The organism is Streptomyces sp. 1-11 (assembly GCF_007176755.1).
Taxonomy (GTDB): Bacteria; Actinomycetota; Actinomycetes; order Streptomycetales; family Streptomycetaceae; genus Streptomyces.
In genome coordinates this window covers 423,326-442,673 of the sequence record NZ_BJTV01000001.1, presented here as the reverse complement: position 1 = coordinate 442,673, position 19,348 = coordinate 423,326, and the positions used below count along the sequence as shown (strand labels likewise).

The window sequence follows — 19,348 nt, the reverse complement described above, 5'->3', positions numbered from 1 at the left end:
GGGGGCTCAGTTCCGCGCCGGAACCGCCACTCCCATCACCTCCCGGGCGTGGCGGTCCGGGGTCATGCGCAGACGCCACGCCTGCCAGCCCGCCTCCAGCGTCACGCCCCGCTCCAGCAGCAGGGCGTAGGCCGGCACCCACTCGTCCAGCTTCTCGTCCCGCGCCGGGTGCGAGGCGCGGGCGAGCTGGGCCAGCTCCTCCTGCGCGACCGCCGTGCCCACCTCCACACCGCCCGGCGACGCGTACGGCAGCAGGGTGCAGCGCAGGAACCGCGCCCAGTCCTCGCCCCGGCGGTCGCCGTAGGACGTGAACAGGGTCAGCGCCTCGTCGCACAGGTCGAGCGCCTGCTGGATCCGGGCGTTGCCCGCGTCCACCACCGCCAGCTCCAGACAGGTCCACGCCTCGCCGTGCGCCACGCCGATGCGCTGGAAGTCGGCGCGGGCGTCGACGAGGAGCTGCCGGGCGAAGCCCGAGTTGCGCAGCGAGCCGGTCTGCGCGGCCCGCTGGTCCCGGGTGACCCGCGCCGAGTGGTGCCGGGCGCAGGCCAGGCCGTAGACGTCCCGCATCCGGGAGAACATCTGCCGGGACCGCTCCAGCTCCCGGACCGACCGGTCCAGGTCACCGGCCTCCTCCAGCGCCTGCCCCAGGTGGAACAGCGTCCAGGCCTCGCCGCGCGCGTCCTCGTTCTCCCGGTGCCGCGCCGCCGCCCGGCGCAGGTCCTCCACCGCGGGGCCGGCGTCCCCGTCCACCAGCCGCGCCCGGGCGAGCTGGGTCAGCGCCCAGGCCTCGCCGCGCGCGTCGTGCGTCTGGCCGTAGCGCTCCAGGGCGGCCCGCAGCTCCGTCTCCGCCCTCGGCACGTCGCCCATGCGCAGCGCGAGCTGGCCGAGCTGGAAGTGCGCCCAGGCCTCGCCGTGCAGGGAGCCGCCCTGCCGGTGCAGGACCAGGGAGCGGGTGAGCAGGTCCAGGGCCTCCGGCAGCAGCGCCCGGTCCCGCTGCACCGCGGCCAGCGCGTGCATCGTCCAGGCCCGGTCGGTCGCCAGCTCCTCGGCCGCCTGGAGGTCCAGGGCCTCCTGCAGCCGGGCCGCGGCCTCGGTGAGGTTGCCCTGGTGGTGCAGGGTGATCCCGAGGGAGCACAGCGCGCGGGCCGCGCCCGCGTCGTGGTGGGCCTCGCGGTAGAGGTCGACCACGGAGGCCAGCGTGGTGCGCGCCTTGTCCAGCTCGCCGAGCTGCCGGGCCGCGATACCGGTGCGCCACTGCACCGAGCGCAGCAGCAGCCCCTGGTCCACGGCCTGCGCCAGCTCGCTGATCTCTCCGAGGCGGTAGAGGTCGCCGCGCAGCAGGCAGTAGTCGCACAGGGCGCCGAGCAGGTTCTGCACGGCGGCCTGGTCCACGCCCTCGGCGTGGCGCAGTGCGGCCGTGATGAAGCTGGACTCGTCGTCCAGCCAGCGCAGCGCCTCGTCCAGCGAGGTGAAGCCGTGCCCGCCGAACTGGTTCGAGCGCGTCGACATGTTGCCGTCGACCAGGCGCAGCACCGAGTCGGCCAGCTCCGCGTAGTTGACGATCAGCCGCTCCTGCGCGGCCGTCCGCTCCGCCGGGTCCTCCTCGTCCAGCAGCCGGGCCCGGGCGAAGGCCCGCACCAGGTCGTGCAGCCGGTAGCGGCTGCCGCGCACGTGGTCGAGCAGACCGGCGTCCGCGAGGGCCGCCAGATGCCGGGTGGCCTCCGCCTCGTCGGTGGCCAGCAGGGCGGCGGCCGCCGCCGCGCCGAGCGAGGACCGGCCGGCCAGCGCCAGCCTGCGCAGCAGCCGGCGCGCGGCGTCCGGCTGGTCGGTGTAGCGCAGCCACAGCGCCCGCTCCACCGGCTCCACCGGACCGTACGCGCCGAGGTCGGAGGCGAGCTGCCGGGGCGAACGCGGGCCCAGCGAGGAGCCGGCGACGCGCAGCGCGAGCGGCAGCCCGCCGCACAGCAGGCGGACCCGGTCGGCGGACTCGGCGTCGTACGGCCCCGAGGCGTCCCGCGCCGTCGCCGCCAGCAGTTCCTCGGCGCCCGCCGCGTCCAGCTCCCGCACCGGCAGGTGGTGCACCCAGGCGCCGAGCTCGGCGGGCAGCTCGAGCGGACCGCGGGCGGTGACCAGCACCAGGCTGTCGGAGTGCTCGGGCACCAGGGCGCGCACCTGCTCCGGGTCGGAGGCGTCGTCCAGCACGATCGTCACCGGCAGACCGGTCAGGTGCCGGTGGTAGAGCTCGGACAGCCGCTTGACCTGCTGGTCCGGGGAGGAGCGCTCGCGGAACAGCAACTGCTCGCGGGGCGCGCCGAGCCGGTTCAGCAGGTGCAGCAGCGCGTCCCGGACGGGCAGCGGCGGCTCGTCCCGGCTGCCGCCGCGCAGGTCCACGACGACCGCGCCGCGGAAGTGGTCCTTGAGGTCGTGCGCCGCGCGGACCGCGAGCGTCGTGCGGCCCACGCCGGGCTCGCCGTGCAGCACGACCACGGTCGGCCGGGTCTCGGTGGCCGCGCGGGCGGCCTGCGCCCACTGCCTGATCCGCGCCAGCTCCGTCCGGCGGCCCGCGAACGGCCCGTCCGGCTCGGGCAGTTGCCCGAAGGACTGCTCCAGCACCGTGCGCCTGCGGGCCGCCGCGCTCTTGTCGGCGCCGCGCAGCGCCGGCCCGGTCTTCTTCTTCGGCCCGGTGGAGGCGGTGATCACCCGCTGCTGGTCGAGGAACGGGCGGATGCCGCGTACCTCCAGCGCGGTGAGCCACTGCAGCCTGAGCTGTTCCGGGCCGCCGGGCTGACCGGCCGCGCCCGCCCGGTGGTGGGCGGCCGGCAGATGGGAGCCGGCCACCTTCGCCACCGTCGCGGCGGCGCCCACCACGCCCACCGTGACGCCCGCGCCGAGGGCCGTGCCGGCGCCGGTGCCCAGGGACAGGTCGGCGACGGCGGCCGTCACTGCGGCAACGGCGGCCACCAGCAACGCCGTTCCGGCGCCCTCACGGGCGTAGCGCTGGCCGAAGGTGAGCCGGCCGGCCTCGGCCTCGTCGAGCGCGCGGACGTAGGTCTCGTACTCCTCGGCGGCCTTGAGCGCCATTGTGTCCAGCGCGCCGCGCGCCCGCGACAGCAGCAACTGCCCGTCGGTCCGGCCGCCGGAGCGCCGCACCTCCTCGTCCACGGCCCGCGCCAGCAGCCGCTCGGCCTCCGCCCGATGGCCGTCCCGCATGTCCCGTCCCCCTGTCGGCGACAACTCGTCCACCCAAGAGTGTCCTTCGGGGACGACGGCTTGGCGAGGGGGCGACGATCAGCGAGTGAGCGCGGATCTTTCCGCAACTCCCCGGTGAGCGGGCGGTTTCCGGGGGCCGGCACGGCGCGCTTTTCTCACCCGTGTGGGGTTGCGTGCCGCCGGGTGCGACCCCGCCCGCCCGGGCGGCGTGCGGACACCCCCGCGCGGGCCCCGCCGGCGGGGCGGGGCGCTGTGAGAGGGTGGGGGGTATGAACCGGTTGGCTGGTGTGACCTCGCCTTACCTGCTTCAGCACGCCGACAATCCGGTCGACTGGTGGACCTGGTCGCCGGAGGCCTTCGACGAGGCGCGGCGGCGTGACGTCCCCGTCCTGCTGTCGGTCGGGTACTCGTCGTGCCACTGGTGCCACGTCATGGCCGGTGAATCGTTCGAGGACCAGGCCACGGCCGACTACCTGAACGAGCACTTCGTCAGCGTCAAGGTCGACCGCGAGGAACGCCCCGACGTCGACGCCGTCTACATGGAGGCCGTACAGGCCGCCACCGGCCAGGGCGGCTGGCCCATGACCGTGTTCCTGACCCCGGACGCCGAGCCCTTCTACTTCGGCACCTACTTCCCGCCCGAGCCCCGGCACGGCATGCCTTCCTTCCGGCAGGTGCTGGAGGGCGTCCAGCGGGCCTGGGCCGACCGGCGCGGCGAGGTGGCCGAGGTCGCGGGCAAGATCGTGCGGGACCTCTCCCAGCGGGAGCTGGCCCCACAGGGCGCCCGGCCGCCCGGCGAGCAGGAACTCGCCCAGGCGCTGCTCGCGCTCACCCGGGAGTACGACCCGCAGCGCGGCGGATTCGGCGGCGCGCCGAAGTTCCCGCCGTCGATGGTGCTGGAGTTCCTGCTGCGCCACCACGCGCGCACCGGCGCCGAGGGCGCCCTGCAGATGGCGTCCGACACCTGCGAGCGGATGGCGCGCGGAGGGATCTACGACCAGCTCGGCGGCGGCTTCGCCCGCTACTCCGTGGACCGTGACTGGGTCGTGCCGCACTTCGAGAAGATGCTGTACGACAACGCCCTGCTGTGCCGGGTGTACGCGCACCTGTGGCGGGCGACGGGCTCCGCTCTCGCCCGGCGGGTCGCGCTGGAGACCGCCGACTTCATGGTCCGCGAACTGCGCACCGGTGAGGGCGGGTTCGCCTCGGCCCTTGACGCGGACAGCGACGACGGGACCGGGCGTCATGTCGAGGGCGCCTACTACGTCTGGACGCCGCAGGAGCTGCGCGAGGTGCTCGGCGAGGACGCCGGCCCCGCCGCCCGGTACTTCGGCGTGACCGAGGAGGGCACCTTCGAGCACGGCCGGTCGGTGCTGCAACTGCCGCAGACCGAGGGTGTGTTCGACGCCGAGCAGGTGGCGTCGGTCAAGGAGCGCCTGCTGGCCCGGCGGGAGCGGCGGCCCGCCCCCGGCCGGGACGACAAGGTCGTCGCCGCCTGGAACGGGCTGGCGATCGCCGCGCTCGCCGAGACCGGCGCCTACTTCGACCGGCCCGACCTGGTCCAGGCCGCCGTCGCGGCCGCCGACCTGCTGGTCCGGGTGCACCTGGACGAGCACGCCCACCTCGCCCGCACCAGCCGGGACGGCCGGGTGGGGCCCAACGCCGGGGTGCTGGAGGACTACGCCGACGTCGCCGAGGGTTTCCTCGCGCTGGCCTCCGTGACCGGGGAGGGGGTGTGGCTCGACTTCGCCGGGCTGCTCCTCGACCAGGTGCCGGCCCGCTTCGGCGACTCCGAAGGCGGCGCCCTGTACGACACCGCCGCCGACGCCGAGCAGCTCATCCGCCGGCCGCAGGACCCCACCGACAACGCCACCCCGTCCGGCTGGAGCGCCGCGGCGGGCGCCCTGCTGGGTTACGCCGCGCACACCGGCTCCGAGGCCCACCGCACCGCCGCCGAGCGGGCGCTGGGCGTCGTCGGGGCGCTGGGCCCGCGGGTGCCCCGGTTCATCGGCTGGGGGCTGGCCGTCGCCGAGGCGCTGCTCGACGGGCCCCGGGAGGTGGCGGTGGTCGGCCCGTCCCTCACCGACGAGGCGACGGCGGCCCTGCACCGCACCGCGCTCCTCGGCACCGCGCCGGGCGCGGTGGTCGCGGCCGGGACCCCCGGCGGCGAGGAGTTCCCGCTGCTCGCCGACCGCCCGCTGGTGGACGGCCGGCCGGCCGCCTACGTCTGCCGGAACTTCACCTGCGACGCCCCGACGACGGACCCCGGGCGGCTGGGCCGGGCGCTGAACGCCGGCTGAGCGCCGGGCGGCGTCAGGCCTGGCCGCTGAACTGGGCGAGGGCGCGCTCCACGATGGCCTCGAGCTGGTCGTGGTGCGCGCCCTTCCAGTAGGCGCGGCCGCAGTCGCCGCACCGGGCGAAGACGTCGTAGGTGCGCCGGGTGCCGTGCTGGAGCTGGTCGGCGACCTCCTCCTTGGTGGCCTCGGTCAGCAGGCCGTTGCAGGCGGTGCAGCGGCTCCAGGGGCGCAGGCCGGGCGCGAAGCGCTCGAGGACGTCGCGGAGCTGCTCCTCGGGGCGGGTGCTGTACACGTACGCTCCGGCCCACAGCTCGCGGCGGCGCAGCAGGCCCCGGTCGCGGCTGAGCATGACCCGCTTCTCGGCGGCCGAACGCGCGGCCAGCGCCGGGTCGCCGATGTCGGTCGACTCGTACGCCGCGTCCACGCCCAGCAGGCGCAGCCGGCGGGCGAGGGTGCCGAGGTGGACGTCGAGGAGGAAGCGCAGGGGCGCGCCGGGCACCCGCTGGGGGCGTACGACGGGGCGGACCTCCACCGAGTCGCCGGCGACGGGGACGTACCCGGCCGGCACCTCGCGGCCGCCGACCCACAGGGACCCGACCTCGGTCAGCGGGACGCCCGCCGACTCGACGGCGTGTCCGAGGGACGAGACGCCGTCGGTGGCGAGTGCGACAGGCCTCCCGCGCCGTCCGCTCGGGAGGAACGGGGCCAGGGCCGGGGCGAACTCGACGTGGATCTCGGGACCGTTCACCCGGCCAGGATGTCACGCCGCCAGGCGCCAGGGCTCAGGGATTTCCGGTGGGCAGACCGTGCTCCAGGACGTCCAGCGCCCGCCGCGCGAGGTCGCGCAGATCACCCTCGAAGTCGTTCTCCGCCCAGGCCAGGTAGACCTCCATCATGCCGCCGGCCAGGGACATCGCGTAGACGCGCACCTCCAGGCCGTCCGGGTCGAGACCTGTGCGCTCGGCGAGGACGCCGCGCAGCAGGCGGCCGGTGCGCGACATGCTCTCCACCATCCGGGCGCGGACGGCGGGGACCCGGACGCCGAGGTGCGCCCGCGTCCGCAGCACCTCGGGGTCCTCCCGCGTCATCGCGTCGATGACCCGGTCCATCGCGTACCGCAGCGAGTCCGTCCACGGCTCGCCGGCCGGCCGGGACCGCAACTCCCGCACCAGCAGCGGGTCGTACTCGTCCGTGAGGACGATGTCCTCCTTGCTCGGGAAGTAGCGCAGGACGGTCGACGGCGACACCTCGGCCCGCCCGGCTATCTGCTCGATCGTGGTGGCCTCGTACCCCTGCTCCCCGACCAGCGCGTACGTCGCGGCGCGGATCGCCTCGCGCGTCTTGATCTTCTTGCGTTCGCGCAGGCCCGGCCGGGGACGGCCGGCGGGGGAGTGGGGGGAGGGTGCCGCGGTCATGCGGGTCATTGTCCGGCATCCGGCCCGGGGGTGACCATCCGTGCGGCGGCCCGCCAGAGGACTCACCCGTGCTGGTACGCCACCAGGGAGATGCCGACGTAGTGGACGACGAACGCGGCCAGGGTGAGGGAGTGGAAGACCTCGTGGAAGCCGAACCAGCGCGGTGAGGGGTTCGGCCGCTTGATGCCGTAGACCACGCCGCCGGCGCTGTACAGCAGGCCGCCGACGACGACCAGGACCAGGACGGCGATGCCGCCGGTGCGCATGAAGTCGGGCAGGAAGAAGACGGCCGCCCAGCCCATCGCGATGTAGCAGGGCGTGTACAGCCAGCGCGGGGCGCCGACCCAGAAGACGCGGAAGACGATGCCGGCGGCGGCCGCCGCCCAGATGCCCCACAGCAGCCACTGACCCTTGGCGCCGGGCAGGAGCAGCATGGTCAGCGGTGTGTAGGTGCCCGCGATGATCAGGAAGATGTTGGCGTGGTCCAGGCGGCGCAGGACGCCGTCCATCCGCGGGCTCCAGTCGCCCCGGTGGTAGAGCGCGCTGACGCCGAAGAGCAGGCAGGCCGTCAGGGCGTAGATGCCGCAGGCGATCCGGCCTCTGCTGGAGTCGGCGAGCGCGGTGAGCACGAGGCCCGCGACGAGTACGGCGGGGAACATGCCGAGGTGCAGCCAGCCGCGCAGCCTCGGCTTGACCGGGTGCGGCAGGGAGAGCGCCACGGGACCGTGGCCGGCGGCCGGCGTGTCGGTGGTCGCGTCGGGGACGGGCGCAGTCATGCCCGGCATGGTACCTACCGCCCCGTAAGTCCCGTGTCAGCGAGCCCCCGTGAACGCCCCAACGCAAAAAGTCCTTCTGCTGAACTTCATGTGTACGCAAAGAAGCGCGGTGACCGTGGCGTTCCTCACGTCGCTCACCTGTGATGCCCTCTGGACAGATGGGCACTAGAATCGGATGATCAAATGAGTGCGGTCGGCACCGGATGAGCGCCAGACAGTCGAGACTGTGAAGCATCCGGGTCGCGGCCCCCACGGGGCGACAAGACAAAAAATCCCTCATCTAGGAGCAATCGTGGCGCGCGACATCGCGGCTCCCACCGGCATCCCCACCAACCACCAGGAACTGGTCTCGTGGGTCAACGAGATCGCTGAACTGACGCAGCCGGACAGCGTGGTCTGGTGTGACGGATCCGAGGCCGAGTACGAGCGGCTGTGCGAGGAGCTCGTCCAGAAGGGCACCTTCCGCAAGCTCGACCCGATCAAGCGCCCCAACTCCTACTACGCGGCCTCCGACCCCACCGACGTCGCCCGCGTCGAGGACCGGACCTTCATCTGCTCCGCCGAGGAGAAGGACGCCGGCCCGACCAACCACTGGAAGGCCCCGGCCGAGATGCGGGAGATCTTCCAGGGCTCCGGCGGCGAGGGCGGCATCTTCCGCGGCTCGATGAAGGGCCGGACGATGTACGTCGTCCCGTTCTGCATGGGCCCGCTGGGCTCCCCGCTCTCCGCGATAGGCGTCGAGATCACCGACTCCGCCTACGTCGCGGTCTCCATGCGCACCATGACCCGCATGGGCCAGCCGGTCCTCGACGAGCTCGGCGACAGCGGCTTCTTCGTCAAGGCCGTGCACACCGTCGGCGCCCCGCTGGAGCCGGGCCAGGAGGACGTGCCCTGGCCGTGCAACTCCACCAAGTACATCTCCCACTTCCCCGAGGACCGCGAGATCTGGTCCTACGGCTCCGGCTACGGCGGCAACGCCCTGCTCGGCAAGAAGTGCTACGCGCTGCGCATCGCCTCCGTCATGGCCCGTGACGAGGGCTGGCTGGCCGAGCACATGCTGATCCTCAAGCTCACCCCGCCGCAGGGCGAGTCCAAGTACGTCGCCGCCGCCTTCCCGAGCGCGTGCGGCAAGACCAACCTCGCCATGCTCGAGCCGACGATCTCCGGCTGGACCGTGGAGACCATCGGCGACGACATCGCCTGGATGCGCTTCGGCGAGGACGGCCGCCTGTACGCGATCAACCCGGAGGCCGGCTTCTTCGGCGTCGCCCCCGGCACCGGCGAGCACACCAACGCCAACGCCATGAAGACGCTGTGGGGCAACTCGGTCTTCACCAACGTGGCGCTCACCGACGACAACGACGTGTGGTGGGAGGGCATGACGGAGGAGACCCCGGCCCACCTCACCGACTGGAAGGGCAACTCCTGGACGCCCGGGTCCGGGACGCCCGCCGCGCACCCCAACGCGCGCTTCACCACCCCGGCCGCGCAGTGCCCGATCATCGCGCCGGAGTGGGAGGACCCCAAGGGCGTGCCGATCTCGGCGATCCTCTTCGGTGGCCGCCGGGCCAGCGCGGTGCCGCTGGTGACGGAGTCCTTCGACTGGAACCACGGTGTCTTCCTGGGCGCCAACGTGGCCTCCGAGAAGACCGCCGCCGCCGAGGGCAAGGTCGGCGAGCTGCGCCGCGACCCGTTCGCCATGCTGCCGTTCTGCGGCTACAACATGGGCGACTACATGGGTCACTGGGTCGACGTGGCCAAGGACAAGGACCAGTCCAAGCTGCCGAAGATCTACTACGTCAACTGGTTCCGCAAGAACGACGAGGGCAAGTTCGTCTGGCCCGGCTTCGGCGAGAACAGCCGCGTGCTGAAGTGGATCGTGGACCGGCTGGACGGCCGGGCCGAGGGCGTCGAGACCCCGATCGGCATCCTGCCGACCAAGGAGGCGCTGGACACCAAGGGCCTCGACCTGTCCGACGCCGACCTGGACTTCCTCCTCACGGTCGACAAGGAGGTCTGGCGCGAGGAGGCCTCCCTGGTCCCCGGGCACCTGGAGACCTTCGGCGACCACACCCCGAAGGAACTGTGGGACCAGTACCGCGCGCTGGTGCAGCGCCTGGGCTGAGACCCCACCCCATGACTCCACGGCCGGTCCGGATGCCCTGACCAGCGATCGTCACGGCCGGCCGTGGTGACAACCCCGACGGGGCCCCGCACAAAGGCGTGCGGGGCCCCGTCGCGCTGTGTGGCGCCCGGTCCGCGCGTCGCTGCAGGGTGCGCGCGGACCGGGGCCGTCCGGAGGACCCCGGGCGGGGTCAGCGGGCCTGGCTGAGCGCCCTCGGCCCGGCCAGGGCGGCGGCGTGCGCGTCCATCCGCTCGGCCGACAGGATCGCCGCCGCCGTGTCGGCGCGGGAGGCGGCGACCACCAGCGCGCGGCCCGCGAGGGCGTGAGCCCGCCGGTGCAGTCCCGTGGCCTCGCCGGCGGCGGACGGCTGGGCACGCAGCGGCGCCCGTCCGCCGCGCAGCCGGGACACCTGGCCGGCGAGCCGCTCGGCGGCCGCCTCGAGGTCGGCGGAGGGGGTCAGGGCGCGCAGGTCGTCGGTGACGGCGAGCAGGGCGGCGAGATGACCGGCGAGCTGGATGTCCAGCTCCTCCTCGCGCGAGCGGTGGGGGAAGTCGGAAGGTTCGCCGGCCATCGTGCTGTGGACCGACTTGGTGCGGATCGGCTCGTACATGGGGATGGCCTCCTGTGCTCTGACAGGAAGCCATCCTAGCTTGGATTTCGTCTAAAGTTGAGTCGGGTCACGAACCGTGGTCCCCCGGCCGCCGCCGGCTGGGCTCAGAGGCCCCGGTGAGCGGCCTCAGGTCTGCCCGTAGCCGTCCAGGAAGGTCCCGATCCGGGTCACCGCGTCCCGCAGGTCGCCGGCGCTCGGCAGGGTCACCACCCGGAAGTGGTCCGGCTCGGGCCAGTTGAACCCGGTGCCCTGGACGACCATGATCTTCTCCTGGCGCAGCAGGTCCAGCACCATCTGCCGGTCGTCCTTGATCTTGAAGACCTGGGGGTCGAGGCGCGGGAAGAGGTACAGCGCCCCCTTGGGCCGGACGCAGCTCACGCCGGGGATCTGGGTCAGCAGCTCGTAGGCGACGTCCATCTGCTCCTTCAGGCGGCCGCCCGGCAGCACCAGCTCGTTGATCGTCTGCCGGCCGCTGAGCGCGGCCACGACCCCGTGCTGTCCCGGCATGTTGGCGCACAGGCGCATGTTCGCCAGGATCGTCAGGCCCTCGATGTAGGAGTCGGCGTGGGCGCGCGGGCCGGAGATCGACATCCAGCCGACGCGGTAGCCGGCCACCCGGTAGGCCTTGGACATGCCGTTGAAGGTCAGGGTCAGCAGGTCGGGGGCGACCTTCGCGGTCGGGGTGTGGGTGGCGCCGTCGTAGAGGATCTTGTCGTAGATCTCGTCCGAGCAGACCAGCAGGTTGTGCCGGCGGGCGATGTCGGTCAGGCCCTTGAGCACCGCCTCGTCGTACACCGCGCCCGTGGGGTTGTTCGGGTTGATGATGACGATCGCCTTGGTGCGGTCGGTGACCTTGCGCTCGACGTCGGCGAGGTCGGGCATCCAGTCGGACTGCTCGTCGCAGCGGTAGTGCACGGCCGTGCCGCCGGACAGCGAGACCGCCGCCGTCCACAGCGGGTAGTCCGGCGCCGGCACGAGCACCTCGTCGCCGTCGTCCAGCAGGCCCTGCATCGCCATCACGATCAGCTCGGAGACGCCGTTGCCGATGTAGACGTGCTCGACGTCCGTCTCGATGCCGATGGTCTGGTTGTGCATGACGACCGCGCGCCGGGCGGCCAGCAGGCCCTTGGCGTCGCCGTAGCCGTGGGCGCCGGAGACGTTGCGCAGGATGTCCTCGAGGATCTCCGGCGGGCACTCGAAGCCGAACGCGGCCGGGTTGCCGGTGTTGAGCTTCAGGATGCGGTGCCCGGCCGCCTCCAGGCGCATCGCCTCCTCGAGAACCGGGCCCCGGATCTCGTAACAGACGTTGGCGAGCTTGGTCGACTGGATCACCTGCATGCCCGTGAGCTTACGACCCGGTAACGGTTCATGGGTGGTGTCTTCCGCCACTTGAGACGGTCCGGTTTGCCGGGTTATCGGCCTCGGCTGTCCCAGAAGTCACCCGCGTCCATAGAATGCGCCGCGATGCCGGTGCGCCGGGGCCGCTGATGTGCCTGGTGCGACAGGGGGCGGCGCGGGAACGGCAGGGCAAGGGGAGGGCTGGGGTTGTACGAGGCGCACGGTGGCGACGGCGGACCGGAGGTTCAGCCGAACGTGTACCACCCAGGGACGGCCCCGGCCCCGTCGTACGACGAGTACGCGGACCCCGCCGCCGCGCACGGCTGGCAGAACACCTACGACGAGACCCGTGAGCTGCCCGCGCTGTCCCCGCCGTCCTCCCCGCCCGGGCCGGGCGGGCCGGACGGCGGCCGCCGGGACCGGCGGCGCAGGCGCCGCCCGCCGGCCCGCCGGGCGGCGGTCCTCGCCGGCGGTCTCGGCGCGGCCGGCGCGGTGGCGCTGATCGCGGTGCTCGCCTGGCCGGACGGCGCCCCGTCCGGGACGCGCCCCGCGAGCGACGGGCCCGCCCGCGTCCCCGGCGCCGCGACCACCCCCGCCGACTCCCCGGGCCCCGCGTCGAGCGCGCCCGGCGCCGGGTCCGGACTCCCCGTGACGCCGTCGTCCACCGCGCCCGGCACGGACGGCCGGATCGCCACCGCCACCGCCACCGGCCGCCCCACGGCGTCCGCCACGTCCGCCGCGCCCGGCTCCCCGGCCGCCACGGCCTCCGCCGTCACCACCGGCCCCGCGCCCGCATCCTCGTCCGCCGCGCCGACGGAGTCCGGCTGGGGCACCCCGGGCGGCGGCCGGGGGCACGGGCACGGCGCGACGAAGCGCCCCCGGTAGTGGCGGGCGGTCGTAGGCCGCCGCCAAGTGGGTAGGGATGGGCGGTGAGTTGCGGCTCGCCGTCCGGCAGACGTGCGCGTATGCCCCACGCAAACGTGCGCGTATGCCCCACGCGGACACGTCGTCGCACCCAACTGCTTGCCCCCGCACGCCCCTCTCATGAGAATGCTCATGACAAAGACGCGAGGCGACCGGAAGATCTCCGGTCGCCCAAGTCGTAAGAGGGGACCCCCACATGAACAAGCCTCTCCTGGCCGCGCTCTCCTCCCTGGCCATCGCCGGGCTGGGCGCGACCCCGGCGGTCGCCGCGCCGAAGACCGAAGCGGCCGCCGCGGTGACCGTCAACTTCGCCGGCACCGTCTCGCTCAGCAACTGCTCCGGCTCCGTCATCCGCTTCCCCAACTCCGCGGACACCGACCCGGCGCTCGTGCTGACCAACGGCCACTGCCTGGAGACCGGCTTCCCGTCGCCCGGCCAGGTCATCACCGGCCAGTCCTCCAGCCGCAGCTTCGGCCTGCTGAACTCCTCCGGCACCAAGGTGGCGACGCTCCGCGCCAACCAGGTCGTCTACTCGACCATGACGGACACCGACGTCACGATCTACCGCACCACCACCACCTACGCGGCGATCAAGAGCTCGTACGGCATCAGCCCGCTCACCATGCAGGACACCCACCCGGTCGCCGGCACCGCCATCAAGGTCGTCTCCGGCTACTGGAAGCGGATCTACAGCTGCAACATCGACGGGTTCGTGTACCGCCTGAAGGAGGGCGACTGGACCTGGAAGGACTCGGTCCGCTACACCTCCGCCTGCGACACCATCGGCGGCACCTCGGGCTCGCCGGTCATCGACACCGCCACCGGCAAGGTCGTCGCCGTCAACAACACCGGCAACGAGGACGGCCAGCGCTGCACCGAGAACAACCCCTGCGAGGTCGACCAGAGCGGCAACGTCACCGTCCGCCAGGGCATCAACTACGCCGAGGAGACCTACAACATCCCGGCCTGCTTCACCACCGGCAACAAGCTGAACCTCAGCGCGTCCGGCTGCACCCTGCCCAAGCCGTAGCCCGGACCAGGGCCGTGTCCCGCCCGGGCCGGAACCCGGCCCGGGCGGTCACACCGGCGTCCGGCGCACCGACCGGCCCGCCAGCACGTCGGTGCGGCGGCCGTCCTCCATCGCGAAACGGCCGTCGACCAGCACGTAAGGGATTCCCTCCGGGAGCACCCGGGGCTCGGCGAAGGTGGCGCCCGCGGCGACGGTGTCCGGGTCGAACAGCACCAGGTCGGCGCGGTACCCCTCGCGCACGAGACCCCGGTCCGGCAGCCGCAGCCGGGCCGCGGGCCGCCCGGTGAGGTGGGCCACGCACTCCTCCAGCGTCAGCACCCCCGACTCCCGCACGTAGTGCCCGAGATAGCGGGGGAAGGTGCCGTAGGCGCGCGGATGGGGCTTGGCGCCCCGCAGGATGCCGTCGGAGCCGCCGGTGTGGGCGCGGTGCCGCATGATCGCCCGGACGTTGTCCTCGTGGCCGACGTGCTGCAGGATCGTCGTGCCGAGCCGGTCCTCGACGAGCAGCCGGCGGGCGGTGGTCCAGGGGTCCTCGCCGCGCGCGTCCGCCGACTCCCGCACGGTACGGCCGACATGGTCCGACAGGGCCGGGACGGTCACCCCGGAGATCTCGATCGTGTCCCACTCCACCGGCACGCCGTGGCAGCCGTCCGAGCCGGCGACCTCCAGGTCGTGCCGGATCCGTCCGGCCGTCGCCGGGTCGCCGAGCCGGGCCAGGATCCGCTCCGGCCCGCCCGCGCCCGCCCAGCTCGGCAGCAGCGCGGCCAGGGTGGTGCAGCCGGGGGTGTAGGGGTAGCTGTCCAGGGTGATGTCGGCGCCGGCGTCCAGCGCCCGGTCGAGCAGGGCGAGCAGCTCGGGCGCGCGGCCCCGGTTCACGCCGAAGTTCATCGTCGCGTGGGCCAGGTGCAGCGCACAGCCGGCCTGCCGGGTCAGCTCCACCATCTCGGCGTACGCCTCCAGGGCGCCGGCGCCGTAGGAGCGGTGGTGCGGGCAGTAGTAGCCGCCGTAGGCCGCCACCACCCGGCACAGCTCGGTCAGTTCGGCGTCGCCGGCGTACATGCCGGGCGTGTAGGTGAGCCCGGAGGACAGGCCGACGGCGCCCTGTTCCAGGCCCTCCGCGACCAACTGCCGCATGCGCTCCAGCTCCCGGCCGGTCGCCGGGCGGTCCTCCCAGCCGACGGCCAGCGCGCGGACCGTGCCCTGCGGGACCAGGTAGGCCGCGTTCACGGCGATCCCCCGGTCGAGGCGGTCCAGGTACTCGCCGACCGTGCGCCAGTCGAGGTCGACGTCGTCCCCGTACCCGTTCCAGCCGGTGATCGCCCGGCGGACCTCCTCCAGCGTGCGGTCGTCCACCGGCGCGTACGACAGCCCGTCCTGTCCGAGGACCTCGAGCGTGACGCCCTGGGCGAGCTTCGCGCTGTGGTCCGGGTCGCGCAGCAGGGCCAGGTCGGAGTGGGCGTGCATGTCGATGAAGCCGGGGGCCAGGACCAGGCCCTCCGCGTCCAGCTCCCGGCGGGCCCGCGGCCGCTGGCAGCCGGCCGCCGCGGCCTCCTTGACGACGGCGACGATCCGGCCGCCGTCGACCACCACGTCGGCGCGGTAGGAGTCCGCGCCGCTGCCGTCGACGACGTCCGCGTCCCGGATGACCAGCTCCTCCACGATGCCCCCTAGAAGAAGGTGCGGATGTAGTCGACGACCGTCCCGTCCGCCTCGGCCAGCGGGATGAGCTGCCACTTGTCGAACGACGTGCAGGGGTGGGACAGGCCGAAGCCGACCCAGTCGCCGACCTCCAGGTCCGCCTCCCCGGTGGTGCGCAGCCAGGCGTGCTGGTCGGACAGGCCGGTCACGGTGACCCCGTCGGCCGGGCGCTCGGCGCCGTCCCGGCGCACCACCTGGGCCTCGGGCAGGTCCAGGTCGTGGGCCGCGTCCCGCTTGCCCGCGTTGGCGAAGGCCTGTTCGGGGGAGGGCCGGGAGACGACCTGCGCCCAGAGCCGGAACGCGGGCTCCAGCGCGCCCTCCTGGGGGACGCGGGCGAAGGGGGTGAGCCTGCGGTAGTGCCCGTCGTCGTGCGAGACGTAGGCGCCCGACCGCAGCAGCTTGAGCACGGGTGCGGACAGTTCGGGGATCTCCGCGAACACGTCGGCCACCGCGTCGAACCACGCGCTGCCGCCGGCGCTCACCACGATCTCGTCCACCCCGGCGAACCGGCCGCTCTTGTCGAAGTCGGCGGCCAGCGCCGTCAGCCGCCGCAGATAGGCCGTCACCCGCGCGGTGTCGGCCCGCGGCACCTCGCCCTCGTACCCCGCGACCCCGACCAGCCGGAGCGTCGGTACGGCGGCCACGGCGTCGGCGACTGCCGCGCACTCCGCCTCCGTGCGCACCCCGGTACGGGCCCCCTCGCCCGCGGCCAGCTCCACCACGACGTCCACCGGGCGGGCGGCCCCGCGCAGGGCCGCGTCCATCAGCCCGACCCCGCGCACGGAGTCGACGTAGCAGACGAAACGGAAGTCCGGGTCGGCCGCCAGCTCGTCGGCGACCCGGCGCAGCGCGGCCGGGTCCACCAGCTCGTTGGCCAGGAAGATCCGCTCGACGCCGAACGCCCGGGCCACCCACACCTGGTGCGGCACCGCGAGCGTGATGCCCCAGGCGCCGTGCTCGATCTGCCGCTGGAAGAGCCGCGGGGCCATCGAGGTCTTCCCGTGCGGCGCGAAGGCGAGGCCGTGCCGCTCGGCGTACGTCTCCATGAGCGCCAGGTTGTGCTCCAGCCGCTCGGCGGAGAGCGCGAGGACGGGCGTGGTGAACCCGCCGGTGAAGAGGTTGCGGCGCTGGGCGGCCAGCTCGGCGACGGTCAGGCCCTCGGCGTCCGGCGGGAGGCCCTTGAAGCGGTGGTCCACCCGTTCCTCGGCGAGGCGGGCGAGCGCTTCGGTGCCGGTTGCGCGGGGCATGTGACCCTCCTGATCCGGTGCGTTGCACTATATGCAACGCCCATTGCGTATGTCGCTCAGTGCTGTCTAGCATCTCGGCCGACACAGGGTCAACGAAAGCCGCCGGCCCCAGGATGACGAGGAGCCCCACCATCGTGAACGTCGTGGATGTCGTCACGCTCGGGGAGTCCATGGTCACCTTCCTGCCCACCCGGCCGGGCCGCCTCGCCGACGTCCCCTCCTTCGAACGGGCCATCGGCGGCGCGGAGTCCAACGTGGCCTGCGTACTGGCCGCCCTCGGCCACTCCACGCGCTGGGTGAGCCGGGTGGGCGCGGACGGCTTCGGGGACCACCTGGTGGCGCGGATCGCCGGGTACGGCGTCGACACCGGTTCCGTCCGCACCGACCCGGCCCGCCCCACCGGCGTCTACTTCCGCACGGCGGCCGACCGTGCCACCGACGCGCACGAGGTGGCGTACTACCGGGCCGGCTCGGCCGCCTCCGCGATGTCCGTGACCGGCACGGACCTCACCGCGGCCCGCGCGGGCCGCGTACTGCACCTGTCCGGCATCACCGCGGCGCTGTCCCCGCAGTGCCTGGAACTGATGCGCGAACTGACGGCGCCCCGCCCCGGCCGCCCGCTGATCTCCTTCGACGTCAACCACCGGCCGGGCCTGTGGGCCGCCGCCGACGGGGCCGGAGTGCTGCTGGAGCTGGCCAGGGCCGCCGACCTCGTGTTCGTGGGGGAGGACGAGGCGGAGCACGCCTGGGGCGTCACGGGCGGCCCGGCCGCCATCCGCGCCCTGCTCCCCGAACCGGCGCTGCTGGTCGTCAAACAGGCGGCACAGGGCGCGACGGCGTTCGCGCGCGACGACGCAGGGGAACTCCTCCGCCCGGCCGCGGGCGGCCCGGCCGCCGGGGCGGCGGACGCCACCCGGCCCGAGCGGAGCGGGGAACGGGGCGGCGCGGGCCGCGACCGCGCCGCCCCGGCGCCGAGCCCCGCCAGCGGCCCCCGGCCCGCCACGGCCCCGCACATCTTCGAACCGGCCCCGCCCGCCCTCGAACCGGCCCCGCACACCTTCGAACCGGCCCCGCACGTGGACGTCGTCGCCCCCGTCGGCGCCGGCGACGCCTTCGCGGCCGGCTTCCTCTCCGCCACCCTGCGCGGCCTGCCGGTGAGGCACCGCCTGCGGTACGGCCACCTCATGGCGGCGGCCGCCCTCACCACCCCCGCCGACCTCGCCACCCCGCCCGGCCGCGGCCACGCCGACCGCCTGGCCGCCCTGGACGACGAGGCATGGGGGAGACTTCGACTCGGCCCCGGCTGGACACAGGCCGAGCGGGCCCCGGAGGAGGCGAACACCCCATGAGTCAGACCGTCGACCGCGCCCTGAGCATCCTGCCGCTGCTCGCCGAGGGCCCCGCCGACCTCGGCCAGGTCGCCGACCGTCTCGGCGTCCACAAGTCGACGGCCCTGCGGCTCCTGCGCACCCTGCACGAACACGGCCTGGTCTACCGCCAGTCCGACCAGCGCTACCGCCTCGGCGCACGCCTCTTCGCCCTCGCCCAGGAGGCGATGGAGAACCTCGACATCCGCGAGATCGCCCATCCCCACCTCGTCCGGCTCAACGAGGCCTGCGGCCACACCGTGCACCTCGCCGTCCACGAGGAGAACGAGGTGCTCTACATCGACAAGGTGGAGAGCCGCTACCCCGTCCGGATGTACTCGCGGATCGGCAAGCCGGTGGCCATCACCGTGGCGGCCGTGGCGAAACTCCTCCTCGCCGACCTGCCCGAGCCTGAGCGCCGCGCCCTCGCGGACCAGCTCGACTACCCCCTCTACACGCCCCGCTCCACCCCCAACGCCGCAGCGTTTCTGCGCGAGTTGGAGCAGGTGCGCGAACAGGGCTGGGCCACCGACCTCGGTGGCCACGAGGAGTCCATCAACTGCGTCGCGGCCCCCGTCCGCGGCGCCGACGGCCGGGTCGTCGCCGCCATGTCGGTGTCCGCGCCGAACGTCGTCGTCACCGCCGAGGAACTCCTCACCCTGCTCCCGCAGGTGCGCCGTACCGCGGACGCGATCAGCGGCGAGTACTCCGGAAGAACGCCAGTGAAGGGCACCCCCGTATGACCGAGAAGACCGCGCTCACCCCGAAGACCCACACCACCCCGCCCGCGAGGTTCTCCCACGGGGTGAGGAAGGGCAACATCCTCCAGGTCGCCGGCCAGGTCGGCTTCCTGCCCGCCGAGGAGGGCAAGCCCCCCACGCCCGCCGGTCCCACCCTGCGCGAGCAGACCCTGCAGACCCTCGCCAACGTCAAGGCCATCCTCGAGGAGGGCGGCGCGAGCTGGGACGACGTGATGATGATCCGCGTCTACCTCACCGACGTGGACCACTTCGCGGAGATGAACGACATCTACAACACCTACTTCGGCGAGCAGGGCCTCACCCAGCCGCCCGCCGCCCGCACCACGGTCTACGTGGGACTGCCGCCCGGCCTCCTCATCGAGATCGACGCCCTCGCCGTCCTCGGCTGACGAAGGCCCGGACTCCTCTCTCCGCGGCGCCGCCCCTCCAGCAGGCGCCCGTTCACGCCACCCCCTTCGCACCACCAGCACGCGCACGGCACACGGCACGGCACCGCACTCGCGGTGCCGTGCCGCGATCCCCCCTGCCCGAAAGCAGTATGCATTTACGA

15 protein-coding genes are annotated in these 19,348 nt (G+C 73.7%); 7 read left to right on the top strand and 8 right to left on the bottom strand.

The genetic code is table 11. The annotated features are described in order from the left end of the window. Positions 1–6: 6 nt before the first annotated feature. The gene (locus TNCT1_RS01995) at positions 7–3,210 is read right to left on the bottom strand and encodes a tetratricopeptide repeat protein (RefSeq protein WP_143627481.1); all 3,204 of its coding nucleotides are present in this window, start codon (positions 3,208–3,210) and stop codon (positions 7–9) included. A gap of 269 nt (positions 3,211–3,479) precedes the next feature. On the opposite strand from TNCT1_RS01995, the gene TNCT1_RS01990 reads away from it, so the two are divergent. After that, a complete protein-coding gene (locus TNCT1_RS01990; protein ID WP_143627479.1) occupies positions 3,480–5,510 on the top strand; it encodes a thioredoxin domain-containing protein in 2,031 nt (676 codons plus the stop codon). 13 nt (positions 5,511–5,523) lie between these two features. Here the strand turns inward: TNCT1_RS01990 and TNCT1_RS01985 are convergent, their stop codons facing one another. From TNCT1_RS01985 to TNCT1_RS01975, 3 genes are read right to left on the bottom strand one after another with little or no spacing between them, the layout of a single operon-like run. Next, positions 5,524–6,255: a Mut7-C RNAse domain-containing protein gene (locus tag TNCT1_RS01985; RefSeq protein WP_143627477.1), complete on the bottom strand. Its 732-nt coding sequence runs from the start codon at positions 6,253–6,255 to the stop codon at positions 5,524–5,526. 34 nt (positions 6,256–6,289) lie between these two features. Continuing rightward, complete coding sequence (locus TNCT1_RS01980) at positions 6,290–6,931, bottom strand: TetR/AcrR family transcriptional regulator (RefSeq protein WP_174266107.1); 642 nt, start codon at positions 6,929–6,931, stop codon at positions 6,290–6,292. Positions 6,932–6,984: 53 nt separating this feature from the next. Next, positions 6,985–7,698, bottom strand: a complete 714-nt coding sequence (locus TNCT1_RS01975) for a hemolysin III family protein (RefSeq protein ID WP_143627472.1) — start codon at positions 7,696–7,698, stop codon at positions 6,985–6,987. A gap of 292 nt (positions 7,699–7,990) precedes the next feature. Between TNCT1_RS01975 and TNCT1_RS01970 the strand changes: the two genes are divergently transcribed. Next, positions 7,991–9,823, top strand: coding sequence for a phosphoenolpyruvate carboxykinase (GTP) (locus tag TNCT1_RS01970; RefSeq protein ID WP_143627470.1), 1,833 nt, complete (start codon positions 7,991–7,993; stop codon positions 9,821–9,823). Positions 9,824–10,013: 190 nt separating this feature from the next. Here the strand turns inward: TNCT1_RS01970 and TNCT1_RS01965 are convergent, their stop codons facing one another. Then, positions 10,014–10,433, bottom strand: coding sequence for a hypothetical protein (locus TNCT1_RS01965; RefSeq protein WP_143627468.1), 420 nt, complete (start codon positions 10,431–10,433; stop codon positions 10,014–10,016). Positions 10,434–10,559: 126 nt separating this feature from the next. Further along, entirely contained in the window at positions 10,560–11,771 is a 1,212-nt protein-coding gene (locus TNCT1_RS01960) for a pyridoxal phosphate-dependent aminotransferase (RefSeq protein ID WP_143627466.1), read from the bottom strand. 255 nt (positions 11,772–12,026) lie between these two features. On the opposite strand from TNCT1_RS01960, the gene TNCT1_RS01955 reads away from it, so the two are divergent. After that, a complete protein-coding gene (locus tag TNCT1_RS01955; protein ID WP_143627464.1) occupies positions 12,027–12,656 on the top strand; it encodes a hypothetical protein in 630 nt (209 codons plus the stop codon). Between the two features lie 235 nt (positions 12,657–12,891). Then, positions 12,892–13,725 (top strand): serine protease, encoded by an 834-nt coding sequence (locus TNCT1_RS01950; RefSeq protein ID WP_143627462.1) that lies wholly within the window; start codon positions 12,892–12,894, stop codon positions 13,723–13,725. Between the two features lie 48 nt (positions 13,726–13,773). Here the strand turns inward: TNCT1_RS01950 and TNCT1_RS01945 are convergent, their stop codons facing one another. Both TNCT1_RS01945 and TNCT1_RS01940 read right to left on the bottom strand, forming a co-directional pair. Beyond that, positions 13,774–15,384 carry an amidohydrolase family protein gene (locus TNCT1_RS01945; protein WP_143627460.1) on the bottom strand — a complete coding sequence of 537 codons (1,611 nt, stop codon included), beginning with the start codon at positions 15,382–15,384 and terminating at the stop codon, positions 13,774–13,776. An 8-nt stretch (positions 15,385–15,392) separates the two neighbouring features. After that, positions 15,393–16,670, bottom strand: a complete 1,278-nt coding sequence (locus TNCT1_RS01940) for an amino acid deaminase (protein ID WP_143627458.1) — start codon at positions 16,668–16,670, stop codon at positions 15,393–15,395. 113 nt (positions 16,671–16,783) lie between these two features. On the opposite strand from TNCT1_RS01940, the gene TNCT1_RS01935 reads away from it, so the two are divergent. Genes TNCT1_RS01935 through TNCT1_RS01925 form a run of 3 tightly spaced genes read left to right on the top strand, consistent with a single transcriptional unit; the run spans position 16,784 to position 19,187 of the window. Beyond that, positions 16,784–18,019 (top strand): sugar kinase, encoded by a 1,236-nt coding sequence (locus TNCT1_RS01935; protein WP_143627456.1) that lies wholly within the window; start codon positions 16,784–16,786, stop codon positions 18,017–18,019. Then, on the top strand, positions 18,016–18,780 hold the full coding sequence (locus TNCT1_RS01930; RefSeq protein WP_143627454.1) for an IclR family transcriptional regulator: 765 nt from the start codon (positions 18,016–18,018) through the stop codon (positions 18,778–18,780). The genes TNCT1_RS01935 and TNCT1_RS01930 overlap by 4 nt, the downstream gene beginning before the upstream one ends. Then, positions 18,777–19,187, top strand: coding sequence for a RidA family protein (locus TNCT1_RS01925; RefSeq protein ID WP_143627452.1), 411 nt, complete (start codon positions 18,777–18,779; stop codon positions 19,185–19,187). Before TNCT1_RS01930 ends, TNCT1_RS01925 begins: the two co-directional genes overlap by 4 nt. Positions 19,188–19,348: the final 161 nt, after the last annotated feature.